This window comes from Simplicispira metamorpha, from assembly GCF_004341365.1.
Classification (GTDB): domain Bacteria; phylum Pseudomonadota; class Gammaproteobacteria; order Burkholderiales; family Burkholderiaceae_C; genus Simplicispira; species Simplicispira metamorpha.
Map to the genome: position 1 here is coordinate 45,600 of NZ_SLXH01000024.1, position 20,808 is coordinate 66,407.

Here is a 20,808-nt window from a genome sequence, read left to right on the forward strand (position 1 = left end):
CGCCCCGGCAGTGCCGGGGCGTTTTTGCGTCAAAGCCCCCGGCCTTTGACCAGCGCCATGATCTGGCCCGCATCCAGCGTGCTGGCCTTTTGCTGGATTTGCGGCAGGTACTGCGTCTGCATGTCGCGCGCCGGGCCCAGCAGGCCCTGGTAGGTGGAGCGCAGCACATCGGTGTTCATGCGCCGCCCGCCCGCGTAGTAGCGCTTGGCCAGCTGCCCCAGCGCGTAGGTGGTGGCAAACGAAAACGCCATGCCCGTGGCCGCGCCCCCCACCTTGCCCATGGTTTTGCCCAGCGCCTTGCCCATCAGGCCGCCCAGCAGCTTGCGGCCAAACTGCTCGATGTACTGCGAGGTCAGGCCCACACCCGCAGCGGCAATGAACTCCTTGATGTGGCCGGTGTCCAGCTCCACGCCGTGCGCCTTGCCAATGCCATAGACCATCTTGATTTGCAGCGGAATGATGGCCATCGAGGCCCAGGACTGCGGCAGCAGCTCCAGCGCGCCGTTCAGGATGGCGTAGTTCAGGATGCTTTTGTCCAGCGCCGCCTCGTCGGGGCCGGGAATGGTGATGACCGGGGCCGCAGGCACAGACGCTGCCGGGGGCGGCACCGACGCCGCAGCGGGCGCAGGCGCGCGGGTGGCCGCTGCGGTCACGGCGGCGCCCAGGACGGCACCCACACCGGCTGCGGCGGCAGCCGCTGGTGCGCCCCACTGGGCAAACAGCCCGGCCCCTGGTGCCGGTGCTGCTGCCACAGCAGGGGCCGGGGCTACCGATGCCGCGCTGGTGTAGGCCGCCAGCGCATCGGCCTGGGCCTCAAAGGCCTGCACAGCGCCATCCTGCAAGCCCAATTGGCGGCGCAGGTCGTGCAGAAAACGCCGCTCCACTTCGCTTTGGCTGCCATCGGCGTCGCACACGCACACGGCCATCTCATAGGCCAGCTGTGCGTGGGCCGGGTCGGTCAGCTGGCGCACCGCATCGGCCAGCGACACGCGCTGGAGCAGCACGTCCTGGTACAGGCTGGCCAGCGGGTGGGCGCCCTGTGCGTCCGAAAGCGACTCGGCCATGCGCCGGATGGCCTCGCGCTCGCTGTCGGCCTTGTGGCCATCGGCAAAACCGGCATACAAGGCAATGGTGAGCAAGGCGCGCTGTTGGTCTGCATTCATGGGAAGGGGTTTCCTGTTCAGAAAAGACGGGGACAAAGTGTGGCATGGCACCCACCATAGATACCCGGCAGGGCCTGTGGGTTCCCGCGCGCGGCGGCCCGCAGGGGCCAGCGTCACGGTGGCTGGTGATAATGCGCGCCATGCCAAACCGCTGGAAACCCAACGTCACCGTGGCCGCCATCATTGAGCGCGATGGCCGCTTTTTGCTGGTCGAGGAAACCACCACCGACGGGCTCAAACTCAACAACCCGGCGGGCCACCTCGACCCCGGCGAATCGCCCGCGCAGGCCTGTGCCCGCGAGGTGCGCGAGGAAACCGCGCACGAGTTCACGCCCACAGCGCTGGTGGGCGTGTACCTCAACCGCTTCACCAAAACGCGCACCGGCGACGACCTGACCTACCTGCGCTTTGCCTTCACGGGCCAGCTGGGCACGCACCACGCCTGGCAGGCGCTGGACGCGGGCATCGTGCGCACCGTGTGGATGACCGCCGACGAAATCCGCGCCTGCCCCGAGCGCCACCGCAGCCCGCTGCTGCTGCAATGCCTGAACGACTACCTGGCGGGCCAGCGCGCCCCGCTGGAGCTGGTGCATACCGACGTGAGCGTGATGCAGACCGGGCGGTAACGGCGCCCCTGCGCGCGCCGGGCCGGGTGGCAAAATTGCCAACCCTTCTTCAGCCCCCCTTACCGGAGCCCGCGCCATGTTCACAGGCATCGTCCAAGCCACCGCCACCATCGCCGCCATCGAGGACCGCGCCGGGCTGCGCACCTTCACGCTGGATTTCCCCGAGGGCTTTTGCCAGGATCTGGCCATTGGCGCCAGTGTGGCCACCGACGGCGTGTGCCTGACGGTGACGGAAATCCTCTCGCCCACGCAAGCCACGTTCGATGTGATGCTGCAAAGCCTGAACATCACCACGCTGGGCCGCTACGCCGCAGGCCAGCGCGTGAACGTGGAGCGCGCCGCCAAAGACGGCGCCGAGATTGGCGGCCACCCGCTGTCGGGCCACATCGACTTCACCGGCCAGCTCATCGAGCGGCGCGTGCTCGACAACAACCTGGTCTGGCGCGTGGCCGTACCGGCAGACTTTCGCAAATACGTGTTTGCCAAGGGCTACATCGCCATCCACGGCGCCAGCCTCACGGTGTCCGAGGTGAACCGCACCGAGGGCTGGTTCGAGGTCTGGCTGATTCCCGAAACCCGCCGCGCCACGGTGTTTGAGGACAAGCAGGTGGGCGATGCGCTGAACATCGAAATCGAGCGCAGCACCCAGGTGGTGGTGGACACCGTGCGCGAAGCCGTCCACGAGAGCCTGGGTCGCCTGCGGCCCGTGCTGGAGGCATTGCTCAAAGAAAAAGGCTTGTCGCTGGACGACTTCATGCCGACACCAGGGGCGGGGCGCTGAAAGGGCGCGCTGCCCCAGCCAGCGTTACGGGGTGGCCGGGTTTGCCAGGCGCATGCAGGCGGCCAGCTGCGTTTGCTGGCCCTTGTCCAGCCAGTCTGCCGCGCCCTCGCGGTCTTCTGCCGAGCGGTTCTGCCCCAGCTTGAATTTGCCTTCCAGGCGAACGATCTCCACCTCCAGCCCCACGATGGCTGACAGCATCTGCTGGAGGTAGGCAGGCTCTGCATCCCCCATCTTCCAGGCACCGGCAGGGTGGGGGGCCATGGCCTGGGCTTGCTGCTCGTGCGTGCGCGTCAGGCGGCCCACCACACCACGCACAAACTTTTCGTCATCGCGCAGCGCCACCCGGCCATGCACATGCACCACCCGGTAATTCCAGGTGGGCACCTGGCGGTGGGTGGCGTGTTTGCTGGGATACCAGTTGGGCGAGATATAGCCCTGCTCGGCCCGGAACACCACCAGCACATCGCCACCCTGCTGCAACTGCTGGCACAGCGGATTGGCCCGCGCCATATGCCCGATCAGCCGGTCTGTGCCCTCAGGCCCTTGTTGCAGCTCCCACGGAATGTGGTTGGCGTCCAGGCCATCGGGCCCGTGGGTGACCAACATGCCCAAAGGGGCGTGCCGGATCAGGTCGTAAAGCGCCGCCTGGTCGGTGACGGCGAAATGGGCAGGGTTGTACATGGCGAACCAAACGGGGTGGTGGTGGAATGCTTGCGCAGCATAGTCCAGCGGGCGCCTGCCCCCCTGCCATCGACTCAATCCGCCGTGAGCTTGCGCTCCTTGATGATGGTGGCCCACTGGGTGGACTCTTTCTTCATGAAGGCGGTGAGTTCGGCCCGCGTGGTGGGCTGCGGCGTCAGGCCGTGCTTGTTCAACGCATCTTTCACGCCCGGGTCGTTGAGCACCTTGACGATTTCCTTGTTCCAGCGGTCCAGCAGTGGCGCGGGCGTTTTGCCGGGGGCCACAAAGGCGTACCAGTTCAGCGCCTCAAACCCCGGAAAACCCGATTCGGCCACGGTGGGGATGTTGGGCATGTACGCCGGGCGCGTCAGGCCGGTGGTGGCCAGCGGAATCAGCGTGCCCGCTTCCACATGCGGCAGGGCCGTGGGCGGCGCAGCAAAGTACGAGGTGATGCGCCCGCCCAGCAGGTCTTGCAGTGCCGGGGCACCGCCCTTGTAGGGCACGTGGGTCATGTCCACGCCCGCGCGCTGGTTGAACAGTTCGCCCGCCAGGTGCGAGGCCGAACCGGCGCCGGTAGAGGCAAAGTCCACGCTGCCGGGCTTCTTTTTCGAGAGCTGAATGAACTCGGCCAGCGTCTTGGCGCCTGCGCCTTTGTGTACGACCAGCACGTTGGGGAAGTTGACGCCGCCCGACACCGCCGCCAGGTCTTTGAACGGGTCGTAGGGCAGCTTCATCAGGTGCGGGGCAATGGTCAACGGGCCAACCGAACCAAACAGCAGCACCGAGCCATCAGCCGCCGCGTTGGCCACGAACTGGTGGGCGATGTTGCCGCCCGCACCGCCCTTGTTGTCCACCACCACCGACTGGCCAATGTTCTCGCCCAGCTTTTTGGCGATCAGGCGCGCTGCCGCATCGGCTGCACCGCCCGCCGCAAAACCGACCACCAGCGTGACGGGTTTTTTCGGGGGAAAGTCCTGGGCGCTGGCGGCGCCCGCCAGCAGCAAGGTGGATGCAGCCAGCGCGGTGGCGCGCAGCAACAGGCGTTTGTTCATGGGGGGTCTCCTCGTGGGGTGATGGATGGTGGGAAAAAGAAAAAACGTGCTTTCTGCGGGCACTCAATCCGCGCCCAGGCCAATCGGGTTGGGCTGGCGCTTTTCCACGGCATGGCGGAGCAGCGAGGCGGTGCGGAACACGCCGTGGGCAAACTTGCCGTAGGGCAGCGTGGCAAACAGCGCCATCACCGCGCCCAGGTGCAGGCACAGCAGCAGCGCCAGGGCGGGTGTGCCCCGGCCCAGCCACAGCGCCAGACCGCTGGCCGACACCAGAAACAGCAGGGCGATAAAGCCCAGGTCCATGGGTTTTTGTGCGGCATCGCCGTGCAGGGCGTGGCGGGTGCGGTTCAGGTGCCACAGCCCTGCCGTGCCCAGCACCAGCATCACACCGCCCACGGCGCCCAAGAGCTTGGGCAGGCTGGGCAGGTCGTAGGGCGCGGCCCAGCCGAACACGTAGTGGTACACCGTGCCCACGCTGGTGGCGGCAAAGCACAGCAAGAAGCCGTAGAAGGTCAGGTGGTGGGCGCGGCGGCGCTTGAGGGTGTAGGCGTCGTCCTCGTTGTGGCAGCCGTCGCCGTGGCCGCCGTCCAGGTACTTCAGGCGCAGCACGGCATCGGTGGCCTCGGCAGCGGCGGGCGCGCTCACGTCCACGCCGCTGGTGGCGGGTTTGATGTTCTTCCAGAAGCCGCGCACGCCCATGCCCAGCGCCAGCACCACAAACAAAAACACCGGCGCAAACAGGCCCACCAGCAGGTTGTGCGGGAACAAACTGTAGAAGTTGCCGCCCAGGTCAGCCCCCCACAGCGCACCCACGCCACCGCCTTGCAGCACAGCGCCCAGCACCAGAAACAGCGTGAGCGCCGCCACCAGCGCCAGCGACAGCGTCAGCCCCTGGCGCTGGTAGAGCTGGCCCAGCGCAGGCGGCCAGGCGTAGTCGGCATAGGTCTGGCCGCGCACCTGGGCCATGGACTGCGGGATGTTGACGGCAAACTCGTGCGGCGGCGCGTACTGGCAGGCGTGCAGGCAGGCGCCGCAGTTGTGGCACAGGTTGGCCAAAAAATGGATGTCGGCCTTGCCAAACTCCAGCCGCCGCGTCATGGCCGGGAACACGGCACAAAAGCCCTCGCAGTAGCGGCAGGCGTTGCAGATTTGCAGCTGGCGGGCCACCTCGGTTTCGGGGGCGGACAGCACGATGTCGCCATTGGCCAGCGCCCGGGCGTCGCGCGTCAGGGCTTCAAGCGTTTGCATTGTTTGCTCCTTTTTTTGTAGCTAATGGCGCTTTCTGCGCAAGGGCTGGAGGCTGTTTTGATGCCCAAGCGGCATTGGTGCCCGCAATGCGGCCAAACGCGGTGCCAATGCTCATGCCCACGCCCGCCGTGTAGCCCTTGCCCAGCACGTTGCCGGCCATCATTTCGCCGGCCACAAACAGGTTGCTGCTGGGCACGTTGTTGAAGCGCACGGCCGCCGTGTCGTCGGTGTGCAGGCCCAGGTAGGTGAAGGTGACGCCGGGCTTGAGCGCGTAGCCGTAGAACGGCCCCGTGTCGATGGGCCGCGCCCAGTGCGTCTTGGCGGGCGTGACGCCTTCGGTATGGCAATCGTCCAGCGCGGTGTGGTCGAACGTGCCCACGCGGCAGGCGGCGTTGTAGGCGTTCAGCGAGCGCATGAAGGTGTCCACGGGCAGGCCCAGCTTTTGGGCCAGCTCGGGCAGCGTGTCGGCTTTGACGCCCGGAAACACCGGTGGCATGAAGCGGCCAATGGCCTTGGCGTCGATGATCGAATAGCCAATCTGCCCCGGCTGCTGCGCCACCAGGCGGCCCCAGATGGCATAGCGCTTGGGCCAGAAATCTTCGCCCTCGTCGTAAAAGCGTTCGCCGTCGCGGTTCACCACCACGCCCAGCGACACGCAGTCAATGCGCGTGCAGATGCCGCCGTCGTAGAGCGGCGCGCGCGCGTCGATGGCCACCATGTGCGCCTGCGTGGGGTCGCCGATGCGGTCGGCGCCGTGGTCATCGAGCAAGTGTTTGAGCAGTACGCCCTTGTTGTAGGCCGTGCCCCGGATCAAAAAGTTGTCGGCGGGCCACTCGCCGCGCTCGTTCTGGCCCCAGGCCTCGCGCAGCCATTCGCGGTTGGACTCAAAGCCGCCCGCCGCCAGCACGCAGGCTTTGGCGGTGATGCGCTCGCCGTTGCAGTGCGCGGCCACAAAGCGGCCCTGCTCCATCTCGATGCGCTCCACGGGCGACTCGTAGCGGATTTGCACACCCAGCTTCTCTGCGCTGCGGTAATAGGCATTGACCAGCGCCTTGCCCCCGCCCATGAAAAAAGCGTTGGTGCGCGCCACGTGCAGCGCCCCCGACAGCGGCGGCTGAAAATGCACGCCATGGCTGCGCATCCAGTCGCGGCAATGGCTGGAGGCACGGATGGTCAGGCGCGCCAGGTGCTCGTTGGTCAGGCCGCCGGTCACTTTGAGCAGGTCTTGCCAGTATTCCTCTTCGGGGTAGGCATCGACCAGCACGTCTTGCGGCGCATCGTGCATGCAGCGCAGGTTGCGCGTGTGGCCGGAGTTACCGCCGCGCCAGGCACGCGGCGCCGCTTCCAGCAGCAGTACGCTGGCACCGGCCTCGCGGGCCATCAGCGCGGCGCACAGGGCGGCGTTACCGCCACCAATCACCAGTACATCGGGGCTCATGGGCTGTTCTTTTCATCATTCAGAGGGGTAGCAGAATGTAGAAAGAACGCCGCCGCTTGCGCAGGGGGCCTGCGGGCATGGCCCCATCACGGATCGTGATGGGTTTAGTGTGCGGCGGTAGCCAGCCTGGCGCCAATCCACTGGCCCGACTGCACCAGTTCACGCACGCAGTCGGCCAGCACCACGCGCGCGGCCAGGGCGGCGGGCGAGAGTTCATCGTCCGACAGACTGCACAGCGCGGCGGGCCGGTAGGCCGGGGCATCGGCGATCTCGGCCATGGCAAAGCGCTGCGCGGCGTCGGGGTAGCGGCCCACGGCAGCCCAGGGCTGGATGGTGCTGCCCAGGCCCATGTCCACCGCGTCCATCAACAGCGCCAGCGAGTCGATTTCCATGGCCATGCGCGGCGCCACGCGCGCCTGGGCAAAGGCCGCATCCAGGCGGCTGCGCAGGCCGTGCGGGCCGGTGGGCAGGATCAGCGGCTCATCGCCCAGCTGTGCCAGCGCCACCTTGCCCGTGAGTGCGGGCGCCTGCGCCGGGTGGCGGGCCGAGCGGATCAAGAACAGGCGCTCTTCCAGCAGCGGCAGCACGCTCCAGCGGCGCGCGGGCTGGGTGTCGAACAGCACAGCCAGATCGAGCTGGCGCGCGTTGAGCATGTTGGACAGGTGGCCCGACAAGCTGCCCACCATGTGCAGGCGCACGTCGGGGTAGCGCTGGTGCATGGCGCGCATCAGCGGCACGCCCAGCACCGAGGCCGTGGTGGGCGACAGGCCCACGCTCACCGTGCCCGTCAGCCGCGCCTGCTGCGCCGCGCGCGCGGCCTGGTCGGCGTGGCGCAGCGCCAACTGCGCCTCGCGGAAAAACGCCAGCCCCGCCTCGGTGGGCACCGCGCCCTTGGCCGTGCGTTGCAGCAGCCGGGTGGACAGCTCGCCCTCCAGGCGGCTGATCTGCTGGCTCAGGGCCGACTGCACCATGCCCAAATCCAGCGCTGCCCGGCCCATGGAGCCGAGTTCGACGATGCGGACAAAGTAGCGGAGTTGGCGCAGTTCCATGGGGGGCGATGGTCGCACAATAGGCCAGGCGATTCATGGCCCTTGGCGCAGGGGTCAGGTTCCCTGGAGAATTCGCCAGCGGTTTGGAGGGGGGAAACCTGGGTTGAATTTGACTGGAGCGGCTCACTCTGCCATGGGGGTTGCAGCTATCGACCCAAAGCGACCCTCATCCGCCTCGGCGCGGACGCCTGCTTGCAGCTCCAGAGCGGGCGGTCCATGGCGCGCTCGATCCGCATGCGTCACCTCACCTTTTGTAGCTGAAATTCGCAAACCTGCGTCTCGAAGGTCGCGAAGCGCTTGCCCTGCCAGATGGTTTGAATATATGATTCGTAAATGTTTCATATATGGAGAGCGACGTGGGCATCGTGAATATCGACGACGAATTGCACGATCAGATACGCAAGGCAAGCACCGTCTCATGCCGGTCGATCAACTCGCAAACAGCCTTCTGGATCAAGGTTGGCATGTTGTGCGAAATGAATCCGACGCTGAGTTTCAATGAGATAGCCACCCGTGAACTGAAAGGCGCAGGCGTCGCGCCGCAAGCCGTCAAGGTGGCTTCGACGTGACCAAGCGCCCTGAAGAAATCGCCTTGATGGCGCAGGCGGGCCAGTTACTGGCGGACGTTTTTGGCTATCTGGATCAAATGAACCTGATCGGCATGTCTACCCTGCAGGTCAACGATCTGATCGATGGCTTCATCGTCAACGAACTCCAGGCACGTCCGGCAAGCAAAGGGCAGTACGGGTACGCCTACGCGCTCAACGCTTCACGCAACCGTGTTGTTTGCCACGGTGTTCCGTCCGCGACAGATATCCTGCACAGCGGGGACATCGTTAATTTCGACATCACGCTGGAAAAAAATGGCTACATCGCCGATTCCAGCAAGACCTATTTGGTGGGAGAGGTGTCTCCACTGGCCAAACGGCTCGTACAAGTGACTTACGAAGCGATGTGGAAAGGGATCAAGGCGGTTCGCCCCGGCGCCCGACTTGGCGATGTAGGCCACGCCATTGAGCGGCACGCACGCAGAAACGGTTATTCGGTCGTCAGGGAATATTGCGGACATGGCATCGGGCGTGAAATGCACGAGGAGCCGCAAGTGCTGCATTGGGGAAAGCCGCAAACGGGTTTGTTGTTGCAGGAAGGCATGGTGTTCACCATTGAGCCCATGATCAACCAGGGACGACCTTCTGTTCGAACCGACGAAGATGGCTGGACGGTCGTCACGCGCGACGGGCGACTGTCGGCACAGTTTGAACACACCGTGGCCGTGACCCGGAATGGCGTACAGGTCTTGACGTTGCGTTCCGAGGAAAGGGTGCCCAGTTGATGGTTTGACGGCCGTGGGCCGAGCGTTTGAGAAAAGAGTCCACTCAATGGCAAAACGCTGAATGTCAACGGACATTCACTCAGCGATCGTGAAGGATCGACATTGGCCGATAGCCGCCGCCCCCAACCCCCACCATGCGTATGCCCCACAGGCCGCTACCCGTCCTGCGCCCCCTCCCCAGTCGTTCAGCGCATAAAAATACAATCGGGCCAATGACTGCCCATACCAAACAGCGCGTTGTCGTAGGCCTCTCGGGCGGAGTGGACTCTGCCGTCACGGCCTACCTTCTCAAACAGCAAGGCCACGAGGTGGTCGGCATCTTCATGAAAAACTGGGAAGACGATGACGACAGCGAATACTGCTCGTCCAACATCGACTTCGTGGACGCCGCCGCCGTGGCCGATGTGATCGGCATCGAAATTGAGCACGTCAACTTTGCCGCCGAGTACAAAGACCGCGTGTTCGCCGAGTTCCTGCGCGAGTACCAGGCCGGGCGCACGCCCAACCCCGATGTGCTGTGCAACGCCGAGATCAAGTTCAAGGCGTTCCTCGACCACGCCATGCGCCTGGGCGCCGAAAAAATCGCCACCGGGCACTACGCGCGCGTGCGCCAGAACACGGCCACCGGCCTGTTCGAGCTGCTCAAAGGGCTGGACCCGACCAAAGACCAGAGCTACTTTCTGCACCGCCTGACGCAGGCGCAGCTGGCCAAAACGCTGTTCCCCGTGGGCGAGCTGCACAAGACCGAGGTGCGCCGCATCGCCGCCGAGATTGGCCTGCCCAACGCCAAGAAGAAAGATTCGACGGGCATTTGCTTTATCGGCGAGCGGCCCTTCCGGGAGTTTCTGAACCGTTACATCGCCCACGCGCCCGGGCCGATTCAGGACGACAAGGGCCGCACGCTGGGGCGCCATGTGGGCCTGAGCTTTTACACGCTGGGCCAGCGCCAGGGCTTAGGGATTGGCGGCGTGAAAGCCAAGGGCGCCGAGCTGAAGGCGGCCCAAGAGCGCGGCCAGCGCGGCGTGGGCGAGCACGAGCCCTGGTTTGTGGCGCGCAAAGACCTGGACAAAAACGTGCTGCGCGTGGTGCAGGGCCACGACCACCCGTGGCTGCTGTCGCACCAGTTGCAGGCCCAGGACGCCAGCTGGTGCGCGGGCCAGCCGCCCACCCCCGGCGCGTATGCGGCCAAGACGCGCTACCGCCAGCCCGACGCGGCCTGCACCGTGGTGCGCGCCGACGGCAGCGGTTTTGCGCTGGATTTTGCCGATGCGCAGTGGGCCGTCACGCCCGGCCAGAGCGCGGTGCTGTACGACGGCGAGGTTTGCCTGGGCGGCGGCGTGATTGCAGCGGTGGACACACCAGTCCCTGCACCGGCCAGCGCCAAAAATTAACACCCAAATCGGCCTCTAAGGCCCGCACGGTGGGCGCTACCAGCTATCAATAAGAGAGTAAATGCCGTGGCTCAATCGGCGGCCACGACCACGCCGTTGCGCCCGGCGTGCTTGACCTGGTAGAGGGCAGCGTCGGCCCGGCGCAGCAGGGTCTGGTAATCAGGGTGGCCATTGAAGGCGGCCACGCCAATGCTGACGGTGACTTGCGCAGTCTGATCGCGCGGCAGGTGGAAGGCTTCTGCGGCCACCTGGGCGCACAGTTTTTCTGCGGCGCGGCGGGCACCGGCCAGCGGGGTATCCACCAGCAGCAGCAAAAACTCTTCGCCGCCCAGGCGGAACAGGTAGTCGCCGCCGCGCGTGTGGTGCGTGAGCAGGCTGGCCATTTGCTGCAACACCATGTCGCCCGCTTCGTGGCCGTGGCCGTCGTTGATCTGCTTGAAGTGGTCGATGTCGATGGCCAACACGGCAAAGCTGGCGCCGTTGCTGCGCGCGTGGTCTACCGATTTGCCCAGCACCACGGGCAAGAACTTGCGGTTGAGCAGGCGGGTGAGCACGTCGCGCCCGGCTTCGAGTTCGCTGTTCTGCTCGAACAGGGCGTCCAGGTGGAAGGCGATGTGCTTGCTGTGCTCGCGCAGTTCGCGCAGCTGGGGGATGCGCTGGCCTTCGCTGCCGGGCTGGGCAAAGGCGGGCAGCAGCACCTCGTCGATGCGCTGCATGGCGTGCAGGATGGTTTCTGTCTCGCTGGCGCCCTGGAAGGCGTGCGCGCCCTTGTGGCGAAACCACAGGCCAAACTCCGACATGCCCAGGCGCGGCAGTTGCCCCGGTTGCAGGCCCACGGCGTGGTCGAACATGAGCTGGTTTTCCCAGTCGAGCAGGGCGGCGCGGCGGCGCTCGCGTTCGGTAGAGACGTTTTGCGCCACGGCAAACAGGCGGTAGGCCTCTTTGGCGCGCGAGTTGCGGTCGCGCGAGGTGGAGTAGGCCTGGCTCATGATCTCCATGGTCAGGTCGATCACCTGGGTGACCAGCTGCCCGGCGGCAGCGCGCTGCGCACCATCCAGACTGGCATCGTCCTGGAGCAGGGCGTGCATTTTTTCTTTCAGGCTGCGGGCGCCGCGCAGCACCAGGTTGACCGGCACGTCGATGCGCGCATGGACTTCACCGATCTTGTTTTGCTGCGCCACCGCAGGCATGAGATCGTCGTGCGGCCCCAGCGCAAACACCCCGGTCAGCCAGGTCTGCATGGAGGCGTGCAGGCGGCTGTGTACCTGCTCGTGGGAGAGGTAGGTGGAGGCCACCTTGTCCTGCATCATCTGGACGTAAAAGTGGCTGGCCAGCATATGGCGGTGCATGGCGGCCAGGGCACGCACCTGTTGGCGCACCGGTGCGCTGTAGCGGTGCAGCAGGTGGCGCCATTCGGCGGCGTGTTGTTCGTCAGAGTGGTGGGACATGCAGGCGGTGGTGGCGGGCGCGCCATCCAGACAAGGGGCGTGCGGCCCTCCCGCAAGCGGGTTGGCGCAGCGCAGTCAAAGCAAAAAGGCCCGCAGCCCCGAAAGGCTGCGAGCCCCAGGTGGGCCATGGCCAGAAACTCAATCCACAGCAGGCGTCAGAACGGGATGTCATCGTCCATGTCATCAAACCCCGAGGCGGCGCGCGGGGGCGCTGCCATGGGTGCAGGTGCCGGGGCCATGCGGGGCGTGGGCGCTGCCATCGGGCGCGGTGCGGCTGCGGGGGCGGCACGGCGCGGGGCCTGCTCGTAGCCACCGGCATCGCCGCCGTAGCCACCGCCAAAACCGCCGCCGTGCTGCTCTTCGCCATAGCCGCCCTGGCCTTGGCCGGGCGCGCCGCCCATGCCCTGGCGCCCGCCCAGCATCTGCATCTGGTCGGCGCGGATTTCGGTGCTGTACTTTTCTACGCCGGCCTGGTCAGTCCACTTGCGCGTGCGCAAGCTGCCCTCGACGTACACCTGCGAGCCTTTGCGCAGGTACTGCCCGACGATTTCTGCCAGACGGCCATTGAACACCACGCGGTGCCACTCGGTGGCTTCGCGCATTTCGCCGGTTTGCTTGTCTTTCCATTTGTCGGTGGTGGCAATGGTCACGTTGGCCACCTGGTCACCGCTGGGGAAGGTGCGCATTTCCGGGTCACGCCCCAGGTTGCCGACGATGATGACTTTGTTGATGGATGCCATGCTGCTCTGCCTCGAAGTTGGGTGGCGCTGTGCGCGCCAAACGGCTGATTGTGCCGCAAGGCAGAAAATTCCTGCGGCGTCTGGGGGTGGATTTGGGGCCGCGCGTCAGTGGGACGCGCGCCCCACCGGCTGGAGCGTCCAGGTCAGCGCCAGCCACAGCGCGCACAGCAGCGCGGTGGCGGCAAACAGACCCGTTGCCCCGGCCCATTGCAACAGCGCACCGCCCAGTGCGCCGCCCGCAAACAGGCCCAGCGATTGCAGCGTGTTGTAGGTGCCCAGCGCCGCGCCGCGCAGCTGCGCTGGCGCCATGCGCGAGACCAGGCTGGGCTGGCTGGCCTCCAGTGCGTTAAACCCGCAGAAAAACACCAGCAGCAAAGCCCCCAGCGACCACACCGTGGGCACCGCGCCGCCCTGTGCCAGCCAGCCCAGGCCCAGTTGCACCAGCAGCACCAGCGCAATCGCCACCAGCAGGGCCGCGCGCAGGCGCCCGCGCCGCTCCAGGGCAAACAAGCCGCCCATGGCCAGGAACGACACCAGCACGGCAGGCAGGTACACCTGCCAGTGCAGGCCCTTGGCCAGCCCGGCCTGCACCAGCAGCGCGGGCACGGCCACCCACATAGCCATCTGCACCGTGTGCAGCACGAACACGCCCAGGTTCAGGCGCAGCAGGTCGGGGTGTTTCCAGACATCGGCCATGCGCCCGCGCGGGGCGTTGGCATGTTGTGCGGGCTCGGGCGGCACCCACCAGATCACGGTGGCCACACCGCCCAGGGCCAGCGCCCCCGTCAGTGCAAACAACCCGGCCAGACCGATGTGCGCGGCCAGCAGGGGCGCCACCACCAGGGCCAGGGCAAACATCAGGCCGATGCTGCCGCCCACCAGCGCCATGGCTTTGGTGCGCACCACATCGCGCGTCTGGTCGGCCAGCAAGGCGGTGACGGCTGCCGACACCGCGCCCGCACCTTGCAGCGCCCGCCCCACCATCAGCCCCATGAGCGAATCGGCCAGCGCCGCCAGCAGGCTGCCCGCCGCAAACACTAGCAGGCCCAGCACGATGACGCGCTTGCGCCCAAAACGGTCGGAGGCGATGCCCAGCGGCAATTGCAAAAAGGCCTGCGTCAGGCCGTACAGGCCCATGGCCAGCCCGACCATGGCCGGGTCGCTGCCGCCGGGGTAGTGGCGCGCCTCCAGCGCAAACACGGGCAACACCAGAAACAGGCCCAGCATGCGCAGGGCAAAAATCAAGGCCAGACTGATGCTGGAGCGGCGCTCCAATGGCGTCATGGAGGAGGAGGGGGGGGAGGACTGCGGGGCGGGCACGGGGGATGGGCGCGGAAAAATGAACGAACCCGTGGATTCTCGCCCATGGGGGTACGGCGGGCGCGGCGCAAGGCTGCTGACCTATCATGGTCAGTTCGACTTTTTTCTGCGCCTTGCCGATGCCCGACACCCTTCCCCCTCTTGACGAACGGCCCACCGAAGGCCGCCCCCTGGCGCAGGCCCTGCGCGAGCAGCGCATCAGCATCCGTGGCGCGCGCACGCACAACCTCAAGAACATCGACCTGGACATCCCGCGCAACCAGCTGGTGGTGATTACGGGGCTGTCGGGCTCGGGCAAATCCAGCCTGGCGTTCGATACGCTGTATGCCGAAGGCCAGCGCCGCTACGTCGAGAGCCTGTCGGCCTACGCGCGCCAGTTCCTGGGCCGGCTCGACAAGCCCGATGTGGACTTGATCGAGGGCCTGTCGCCCGCCATCAGCATTGAGCAAAAGGCCACCAGCCACAACCCGCGCTCCACCGTGGGCACGGTGACCGAGATCCACGACTACCTGCGCCTGTTGTACGCCCGCGCGGGCACCCCGCATTGCCCCGACCACGGCCTGGCGCTGGCTGCACAAACCGTCAGCCAGATGGTCGATACCGTGCTGGCCCTGCCTGCCGACACCAAACTGATGGTGCTGGCGCCCGTGGCACGCGGCAAGAAGGGCGAGTTCACCGAGCTGTTTGCACAGATGCAGGCGCGTGGCTACGTGCGTTTTCGGGTCGATGGCCAGATTTACGCCCACGAACAGCTCCCCCCGCTTAAAAAAACCGAAAAACACGACATCGACGTGGTGATTGACCGCGTCAAGGTACGTGCCGACCTGCAACAGCGCCTGGCCGAAAGCTTTGAGGCCGCCCTGCGTGTGGGCGGCCAGGACGCGGGCGGGCGCGTGCTGGCACTGGAGATCGACACCGGCGCCGAGCACCTGTTCAGCAGCAAATTCGCCTGCCCGGTGTGCAGCTACTCCCTGGGCGAGCTGGAGCCACGCCTGTTCTCGTTCAACTCGCCCATCGGCGCCTGTCCGACCTGTGACGGCCTGGGCCAGAACGAGGTGTTTGATGCCGCGCGGGTGGTGGCCTTCCCCTCCTTGAGCCTGGCCAGCGGCGCCATCAAGGGCTGGGACCGGCGCAACGGCTACTACTTTGCGATGTTGCAAAGCCTGGCCGCGCACTACCAGTTCGACACCGAGGCACCGTTCGAGAGCCTGCCCGAGAAAGTGCAAAACGCTGTGCTGCACGGCTCGGGCGACGAAGCCATCGCTTTCAGCTACTTCCTCGACAGCGGCCCCAATAAGGGCAAGCCCATCATCAAGCAGCACCCGTTCGAGGGCATCCTGCCCAACATAGCGCGGCGCTACCGCGAAACCGACTCCACCGTGGTGCGCGAAGATCTGGCCCGCCTGCGCAGCACCTTGCCGTGCCCGGAATGTGCGGGAGCACGCCTGCGCCGCGAGGCGCGCCACGTCAAAGTGGGCGAGGGCGCGCAGGCCCGCGCGATTTTTGAGGTGAGCCACGCCACGCTGAGTGAAGCACACGCCTGGTTCACGCAGTTGCAGCTGACGGGTGCCAAGGCCGACATTGCCGACAAGGTGGTGCGAGAAATCGCCACGCGGCTGCAATTTTTGAACGACGTGGGCCTGAACTATTTGAGCCTGGACCGCAGCGCCGAAACCCTCAGCGGCGGCGAGGCCCAGCGCATCCGGCTGGCCAGCCAGATCGGCTCGGGCCTGACGGGCGTGATGTACGTGCTCGATGAACCCAGCATCGGCCTGCACCAGCGCGACAACGACCGGCTGATTGCCACGCTGCAACACCTGCGCAATATCGGCAACAGCGTGATCGTGGTCGAGCACGACGAGGACATGATGCGCGCGGCCGACCAGATCATCGACATGGGCCCGGGCGCAGGCGTGCACGGTGGCCGCGTGATGGCGCAGGGCACGTTTGACGAAGTGCGCGCCACAGCGCAGTCGCTCACCGGGCAATACCTCTCGGGGGCACTGAAAATCGCCGTGCCGCAGCGGCGCACCCCGTGGCTGCCAGCGCTGGAGCAGGCCGTGCCCGCCGAGGCCAAGGCCAAGTCCCGGTTTCCGCAAACCGAGGCCAGCAAGCGCCGCGCCGAACGCATGGCCGAGCACCACGCGCGCCAGGGCGCGTTGCAGACGCTGCGCGTGGTGGGCGCCACGGGCAACAACCTGAAAAACGCCAGCGTGGACTTTCCCGTGGGGCTGCTGACCTGTGTCACGGGCGTGTCGGGATCGGGCAAAAGCACGCTGGTCAACGACACCCTGCACAAAGCCGTGGCCCGCCAGCTCTACCGCGCGCACGATGAACCTGCGGCGCACGAAGAAATCATTGGCATCGAATACTTTGACAAGGTCATCAACGTCGATCAATCGCCCATTGGCCGCACGCCGCGCAGCAACCCGGCCACCTACACGGGCCTGTTCACGCCGATTCGCGAGCTGATGGCCGAGGTCAACACCGCCAAAGAGCGTGGCTACGGCCCCGGGCGCTTCAGTTTCAACGTGGCCGGTGGCCGCTGCGAAGCCTGCCAGGGCGACGGTGTGGTGAAGGTGGAGATGCACTTCCTGCCCGACGTGTACGTGCCCTGCGACATCTGCCACGGCCAGCGCTACAACCGCGAGACGCTGGAGGTGCTGTGGAAGGGCAAAAACATCGCGCAGATTCTGGAGCTGACGGTGGAAGACGCCGCCACTTTCTTCAAAGACGTGCCCACGATTGCGCGCAAGCTGCAAACGCTGCTGGATGTGGGCCTGTCATACATCCGCCTGGGCCAGAGCGCCACCACGCTCTCGGGCGGCGAGGCCCAGCGCGTGAAACTGGCGCAGGAACTGAGCAAACGCGACACGGGCCGCACGCTCTACATCCTGGACGAGCCCACCACCGGGCTGCACTTTGCCGACATTGATCTGCTGCTCAAAGTGCTGCACCAGCTGCGCGACGCGGGCAACACCATCGTCGTCATCGAGCACAACCTGGACGTCATCAAAACCGCCGATTGGCTCATCGACATGGGCCCCGAAGGCGGTGCGGGCGGCGGCAACGTGGTGGCGCAGGGCACGCCGGAGCAGGTGGCAGCCAACCCGGCCAGCCACACCGGGCGGTATCTGGCGCCCTATCTGGCGGGCCAGAGAACTTGAGCCATACAACCCCATGGCCAACCCACCCACAGCTGACGCTGCCGCACGGTGGGCTGCCCGGCCCCATGGGCATGCGGTGTGCCCTGCGCTTTAGGGCCCAGCAAAGCGCAGGTTGTATTCCGGCGCACGCAAAAAGCCGTCAATCAACTGGATAAAACTGCCACCTTGTTCGAGGTAGTTGAGCCAGTGCTCAAAACCTGCCGCCTCTGGCGAGCGGCGCAGCAATCCCACGTAGGCCATCACCACCTGGTTGGCGTCTTGGGTGAAGTCCTGGTACTCCGCAGACTCTGAGAAGTGCGCCATCATGCTGCCGCGTGACAGGCCGTTTTGCAGTTGGTCCAGCCAGTGTGCCTGACCCGCACTGTCGGGTTCGCGATCGAGCACGTTGCGGTACACCAGCTGCACAAAGTCCGGGTCAGTCAGTGTGCCGTAGGTGCGCTCAAACTCAACCGAAGCCGCAAACCCTTGCGAGACACTGTGCAGATCCAGGCCCGAAGGCGTGCCTTGCGGGTACATGGTGTTGATCCAGAACTGCAAACCGGCGTAGTCGGGCACCCGACCAAAGTAGGCAAAGTACAGACGCCCGATGGGTGCAATGCGGCCTTGGAACTCGGTGGAGGCCACAAAGCGCTGCACCAGCTCGGCGCGGCGGATCTGGCCGCTGCGCAACTGCTCGTGCCAATAGGCCAGGCCTGGGCCATCGGCCGCGCGGTGGAGAAAGTCCAGGTACTGCTGGCGCACAAAGTCTTCATCCAGCACCGGGCCTTGGGTGGGTGTGGGGGCGTTGGTGAACGTGGCCTGGACACGGCACGCGCCCGTGACACTGGCAATGAAGTAGCGGGTACCCGTCAAACTGCCATTGCAGCCGCTGACACTGGCAAGGCGGTAGCCACTGTCGGCCTGTACGCTGAAGCTGGTGCTCTTGCCGTGGTCTACGCTGCGCTGCGGGGGGCTGATGCGCCCGCCTTCGCCCGCCGTGGCCATGACCAAGTAGGTGCTGATGCTGGCGCTGCAGCTGGCGCTGCGACCGCCGTACTGACCGCTGCAGCTCCAGCTCCAGGGACCTATGCCGCTGACGGCGCTGGCCGTGCCGCGCACGCACAGATTAGTTTGGGGTACTACGGGCAGAGTCTGGCCGTGGCTGGCGCCGCACTGGCCGTTGACAGGGACGGGGCCAGGACGAGGTGGCGGCGGTGCCACCGGCGTTGCTGAAGCAGTGGCCGATGGTGCGCTGTCTCCCGCAGCATTGGTGGCTATCACGCTGAAAGTGTAGGCCGTGCCATTGACTAGACCACTCACGGTGCAGGTGATGGAGGTGGCTGGGTTGGGCGTACAAGTGCCGCTGGGAGTTCCGGTGACGGTGTAGCCAGTGATGGCGCCGCCGCCGTCGCGTGCGGGTGCGACCCATGCCACCGTGGCCTGGCCGTTCCCCGCAGCAGCGGTGACGTGCGCGGGCGCATCCGGCAGGGCCTGGGTGGTGGCGTCTGCGGTGCGCATACTGCTGTCGCCCGCGGCGTTGCGTGCCAGCAGAGCGAAGTGGTAGGCCGTGCCGTTGGTCAGGCTGCCTACCACGCAACTGGTGCTGGACGCGGGCACGTTGCACACCTCGGTGCTGGTATCGGCGTTGGTGACGATGTAGCGCTCCACTGCGCCGCCTGTGCCGGGCGCCGTCCATGACAGCGTGGTCTGGCGCACCTCGGCACCGGGTGTGGTGAAGCTGGCGGGCGTGCCGGGCAGGGCCAGGGTGCTGCCTGAGAACCCGGCGGGCAAACCACTGCCTGCCTCACTGAGCGCGGTCAGCGCGAAGTTGTAAGTCTGGCCGTTTTCCAGCCCCGTCACCACGCAGGCGGTGGCCGAGGTGCGGCAAACCTCCTGGCCGCCCGGCACCGTCACCACCACGTAGGCCGCCGCGTATGCAACGGGCGACCAATCCAGGGTGATCTGGCGCACTTGGTCGTTGGTGGTGCTGATGCTGGCCGGGAAACCAGGCAGGCCGAACTGCCGCTCCACCGCGCCGATGGTACAGAAGCCGTTGGGCCGTGCAACGCCGCGCTGGTCGGTGTCGCCCGCGTTGCAGGTGGCGGTGGTGCCCACGGCCGGGCTGGTGGCGCTGGGCAGCAGCGTCCAGGTGGGGCCGCCGTTGTCGGCCAGCGCGCCGAGCAGGGGGTCGCTGGTCAATGGGTTGCCGCTGCAGACGGCGTTGGGGACCGCGTATACGCTGCCGCAGCCGCCCTGCACCAGGTTGCCGCCGAGGGCGGTGGTGCCGGTGTCCCAGTCAAGGAAGATCTGCGCCCCCAAGTTGGCGGTATTGGCCCAGAAGACCGATGCGGTGATGGTGGCGTGGGCGCTGCCGATGTTGGCGATCGCGCCCCCCCGGTTGGTGGCCGTGTTGCCGTGGAACGTGGAGAACGCGACGTCGAGCTGGGCCGGGCTGGTGTTGAGGATGGCGCCGCCGCCTGCCCCGCCACCCCCGGTAGCCCGGTTGACGCTGAAGGTGGATTGTTCGACGCGGGGGCTACTGCTGCCCGTGCCGGAAACACTGTTGTAGATGGCGCCGCCGGAGCCGCCCGACACGTTGCCGGTGAACGTGGCGTGCGAGATGAGCGGGCTGGCTTCGCCGTTGTACCCCGAGTTGAAGAGGGCGCCGCCGGAACTGGCGTAGTTGCCGCTGAAGGTGAGGTTGCGCAGGGTCGGGCTGCATGCGCCGTCCTGCGCATTGCAGCGCAGTCCGCCGCCCCCGCTGTTGCCACTGCCGCCGTCGGCCCGTCCGGCGGTGATGGTCAGGCCGTCGATGACGGTGTTGGCACGGGTGAGGGCGGGGTTGGCAGAGTTGATCCGCAGGTACACCACGTTGTAGCTGTTGGCGCCGCTCTGGTCGCTGGCATCCAGCACGATGCCGTTGGCGTCGGCGCTGTCGTTGCCGTCGATGTCGCCCGACAGCACCGTCAGGCGGCTGTTGGTGCCGCGTTGGCCGCGCGCCGTCTCGCCGCCCACGAAGCCGCCGTAGAGCTGCAGCGGCCGGTTGATGGCGAAGGTGGCGTCGCGCTGGGTGCCGGGCTTGTACAGGCCTTGCTTCAGCCAGATTTCATCGCAGCCGCCGTTGCCCAAGGCGGCTTGCAGCGTCATCGCGTCGGCCCAGGTGGCGCCGTCGGCGCTGCCGCTGGCCGTGGGCGCGGCGCGGCAGATGGCGGCCTGGGCGCCACTGGCCGCGCAGGCCAGCAGCAGGGGGAGCAACAGGTGGCGGGGAAGCATGGTGTTTTCCTTCGATGAACTCTTGTTTTGATAGCTGCTTGCGCTTGTCTGGCAGTCGTTTCCGGCCGATTCGGCTTCAAACCCGTGCTGCGGACGCAGTGCCGCCAGCGCAAGCCCGC

The 20,808-nt window shown here is 66.5% G+C and carries 16 protein-coding genes; 6 read left to right on the forward strand and 10 right to left on the reverse strand.

Going from position 1 to position 20,808, the window contains the following annotated elements; genetic code table 11:
• Positions 1 to 29: 29 nt before the first annotated feature.
• Complete coding sequence (locus EV674_RS12855) at positions 30 to 1,163, reverse strand: DUF533 domain-containing protein (RefSeq protein WP_119013705.1); 1,134 nt, start codon at positions 1,161 to 1,163, stop codon at positions 30 to 32.
• Between the two features lie 140 nt (positions 1,164 to 1,303).
• On the opposite strand from EV674_RS12855, the gene EV674_RS12860 reads away from it, so the two are divergent.
• On the forward strand, positions 1,304 to 1,789 hold the full coding sequence (locus EV674_RS12860; RefSeq protein ID WP_119013742.1) for an NUDIX hydrolase: 486 nt from the start codon (positions 1,304 to 1,306) through the stop codon (positions 1,787 to 1,789).
• 76 nt (positions 1,790 to 1,865) lie between these two features.
• A complete protein-coding gene (locus tag EV674_RS12865; RefSeq protein ID WP_119013704.1) occupies positions 1,866 to 2,570 on the forward strand; it encodes a riboflavin synthase subunit alpha in 705 nt (234 codons plus the stop codon).
• 24 nt (positions 2,571 to 2,594) lie between these two features.
• Here the strand turns inward: EV674_RS12865 and EV674_RS12870 are convergent, their stop codons facing one another.
• From EV674_RS12870 to EV674_RS12890, 5 genes are all read right to left on the reverse strand, one after another.
• Positions 2,595 to 3,251 (reverse strand): FMN-binding negative transcriptional regulator, encoded by a 657-nt coding sequence (locus tag EV674_RS12870; RefSeq protein ID WP_119013703.1) that lies wholly within the window; start codon positions 3,249 to 3,251, stop codon positions 2,595 to 2,597.
• Positions 3,252 to 3,325: 74 nt separating this feature from the next.
• Positions 3,326 to 4,303, reverse strand: a complete 978-nt coding sequence (locus EV674_RS12875; protein WP_119013702.1) for a Bug family tripartite tricarboxylate transporter substrate binding protein — start codon at positions 4,301 to 4,303, stop codon at positions 3,326 to 3,328.
• Between the two features lie 63 nt (positions 4,304 to 4,366).
• Positions 4,367 to 5,551: a tricarballylate utilization 4Fe-4S protein TcuB gene (gene tcuB, locus EV674_RS12880; RefSeq protein ID WP_119013701.1), complete on the reverse strand. Its 1,185-nt coding sequence runs from the start codon at positions 5,549 to 5,551 to the stop codon at positions 4,367 to 4,369.
• Positions 5,538 to 6,989, reverse strand: a complete 1,452-nt coding sequence (gene tcuA, locus EV674_RS12885) for an FAD-dependent tricarballylate dehydrogenase TcuA (RefSeq protein ID WP_119013700.1) — start codon at positions 6,987 to 6,989, stop codon at positions 5,538 to 5,540. The genes tcuB and tcuA overlap by 14 nt, the downstream gene beginning before the upstream one ends.
• 104 nt (positions 6,990 to 7,093) lie before the next feature.
• Positions 7,094 to 8,038, reverse strand: a complete 945-nt coding sequence (locus tag EV674_RS12890; RefSeq protein ID WP_119013699.1) for a LysR family transcriptional regulator — start codon at positions 8,036 to 8,038, stop codon at positions 7,094 to 7,096.
• A gap of 356 nt (positions 8,039 to 8,394) precedes the next feature.
• On the opposite strand from EV674_RS12890, the gene EV674_RS12895 reads away from it, so the two are divergent.
• The 3 genes from EV674_RS12895 to mnmA all read left to right on the forward strand — a co-directional run bounded on the left by EV674_RS12895 (position 8,395) and on the right by mnmA (position 10,762).
• The gene (locus EV674_RS12895; RefSeq protein WP_119013741.1) at positions 8,395 to 8,607 is read left to right on the forward strand and encodes a ParD-like family protein; all 213 of its coding nucleotides are present in this window, start codon (positions 8,395 to 8,397) and stop codon (positions 8,605 to 8,607) included.
• Complete coding sequence (map, locus tag EV674_RS12900) at positions 8,604 to 9,371, forward strand: type I methionyl aminopeptidase (protein WP_119013698.1); 768 nt, start codon at positions 8,604 to 8,606, stop codon at positions 9,369 to 9,371. Before EV674_RS12895 ends, map begins: the two co-directional genes overlap by 4 nt.
• A 212-nt stretch (positions 9,372 to 9,583) precedes the next feature.
• Positions 9,584 to 10,762, forward strand: a complete 1,179-nt coding sequence (gene mnmA / locus EV674_RS12905; protein ID WP_119013697.1) for a tRNA 2-thiouridine(34) synthase MnmA — start codon at positions 9,584 to 9,586, stop codon at positions 10,760 to 10,762.
• 71 nt (positions 10,763 to 10,833) lie between these two features.
• On the opposite strand, the gene EV674_RS12910 is transcribed toward mnmA, so the two are convergent.
• From EV674_RS12910 to EV674_RS12920, 3 genes are all read right to left on the reverse strand, one after another.
• Positions 10,834 to 12,210 carry a diguanylate cyclase gene (locus tag EV674_RS12910; RefSeq protein ID WP_119013696.1) on the reverse strand — a complete coding sequence of 459 codons (1,377 nt, stop codon included), beginning with the start codon at positions 12,208 to 12,210 and terminating at the stop codon, positions 10,834 to 10,836.
• Between the two features lie 155 nt (positions 12,211 to 12,365).
• The gene (ssb, locus tag EV674_RS12915) at positions 12,366 to 12,950 is read right to left on the reverse strand and encodes a single-stranded DNA-binding protein (protein WP_119013695.1); all 585 of its coding nucleotides are present in this window, start codon (positions 12,948 to 12,950) and stop codon (positions 12,366 to 12,368) included.
• A 105-nt stretch (positions 12,951 to 13,055) separates the two neighbouring features.
• Positions 13,056 to 14,234, reverse strand: a complete 1,179-nt coding sequence (locus EV674_RS12920) for an MFS transporter (RefSeq protein WP_119013694.1) — start codon at positions 14,232 to 14,234, stop codon at positions 13,056 to 13,058.
• Between the two features lie 155 nt (positions 14,235 to 14,389).
• Between EV674_RS12920 and uvrA the strand changes: the two genes are divergently transcribed.
• Positions 14,390 to 17,437 (forward strand): excinuclease ABC subunit UvrA, encoded by a 3,048-nt coding sequence (gene uvrA / locus EV674_RS12925; RefSeq protein ID WP_119013693.1) that lies wholly within the window; start codon positions 14,390 to 14,392, stop codon positions 17,435 to 17,437.
• 90 nt (positions 17,438 to 17,527) lie between these two features.
• Here uvrA and EV674_RS12930 read toward each other — a convergent pair whose 3' ends face one another.
• The gene (locus EV674_RS12930; protein WP_119013692.1) at positions 17,528 to 20,689 is read right to left on the reverse strand and encodes a DUF4214 domain-containing protein; all 3,162 of its coding nucleotides are present in this window, start codon (positions 20,687 to 20,689) and stop codon (positions 17,528 to 17,530) included.
• Between the last annotated feature and the right edge of the window lie 119 nt (positions 20,690 to 20,808).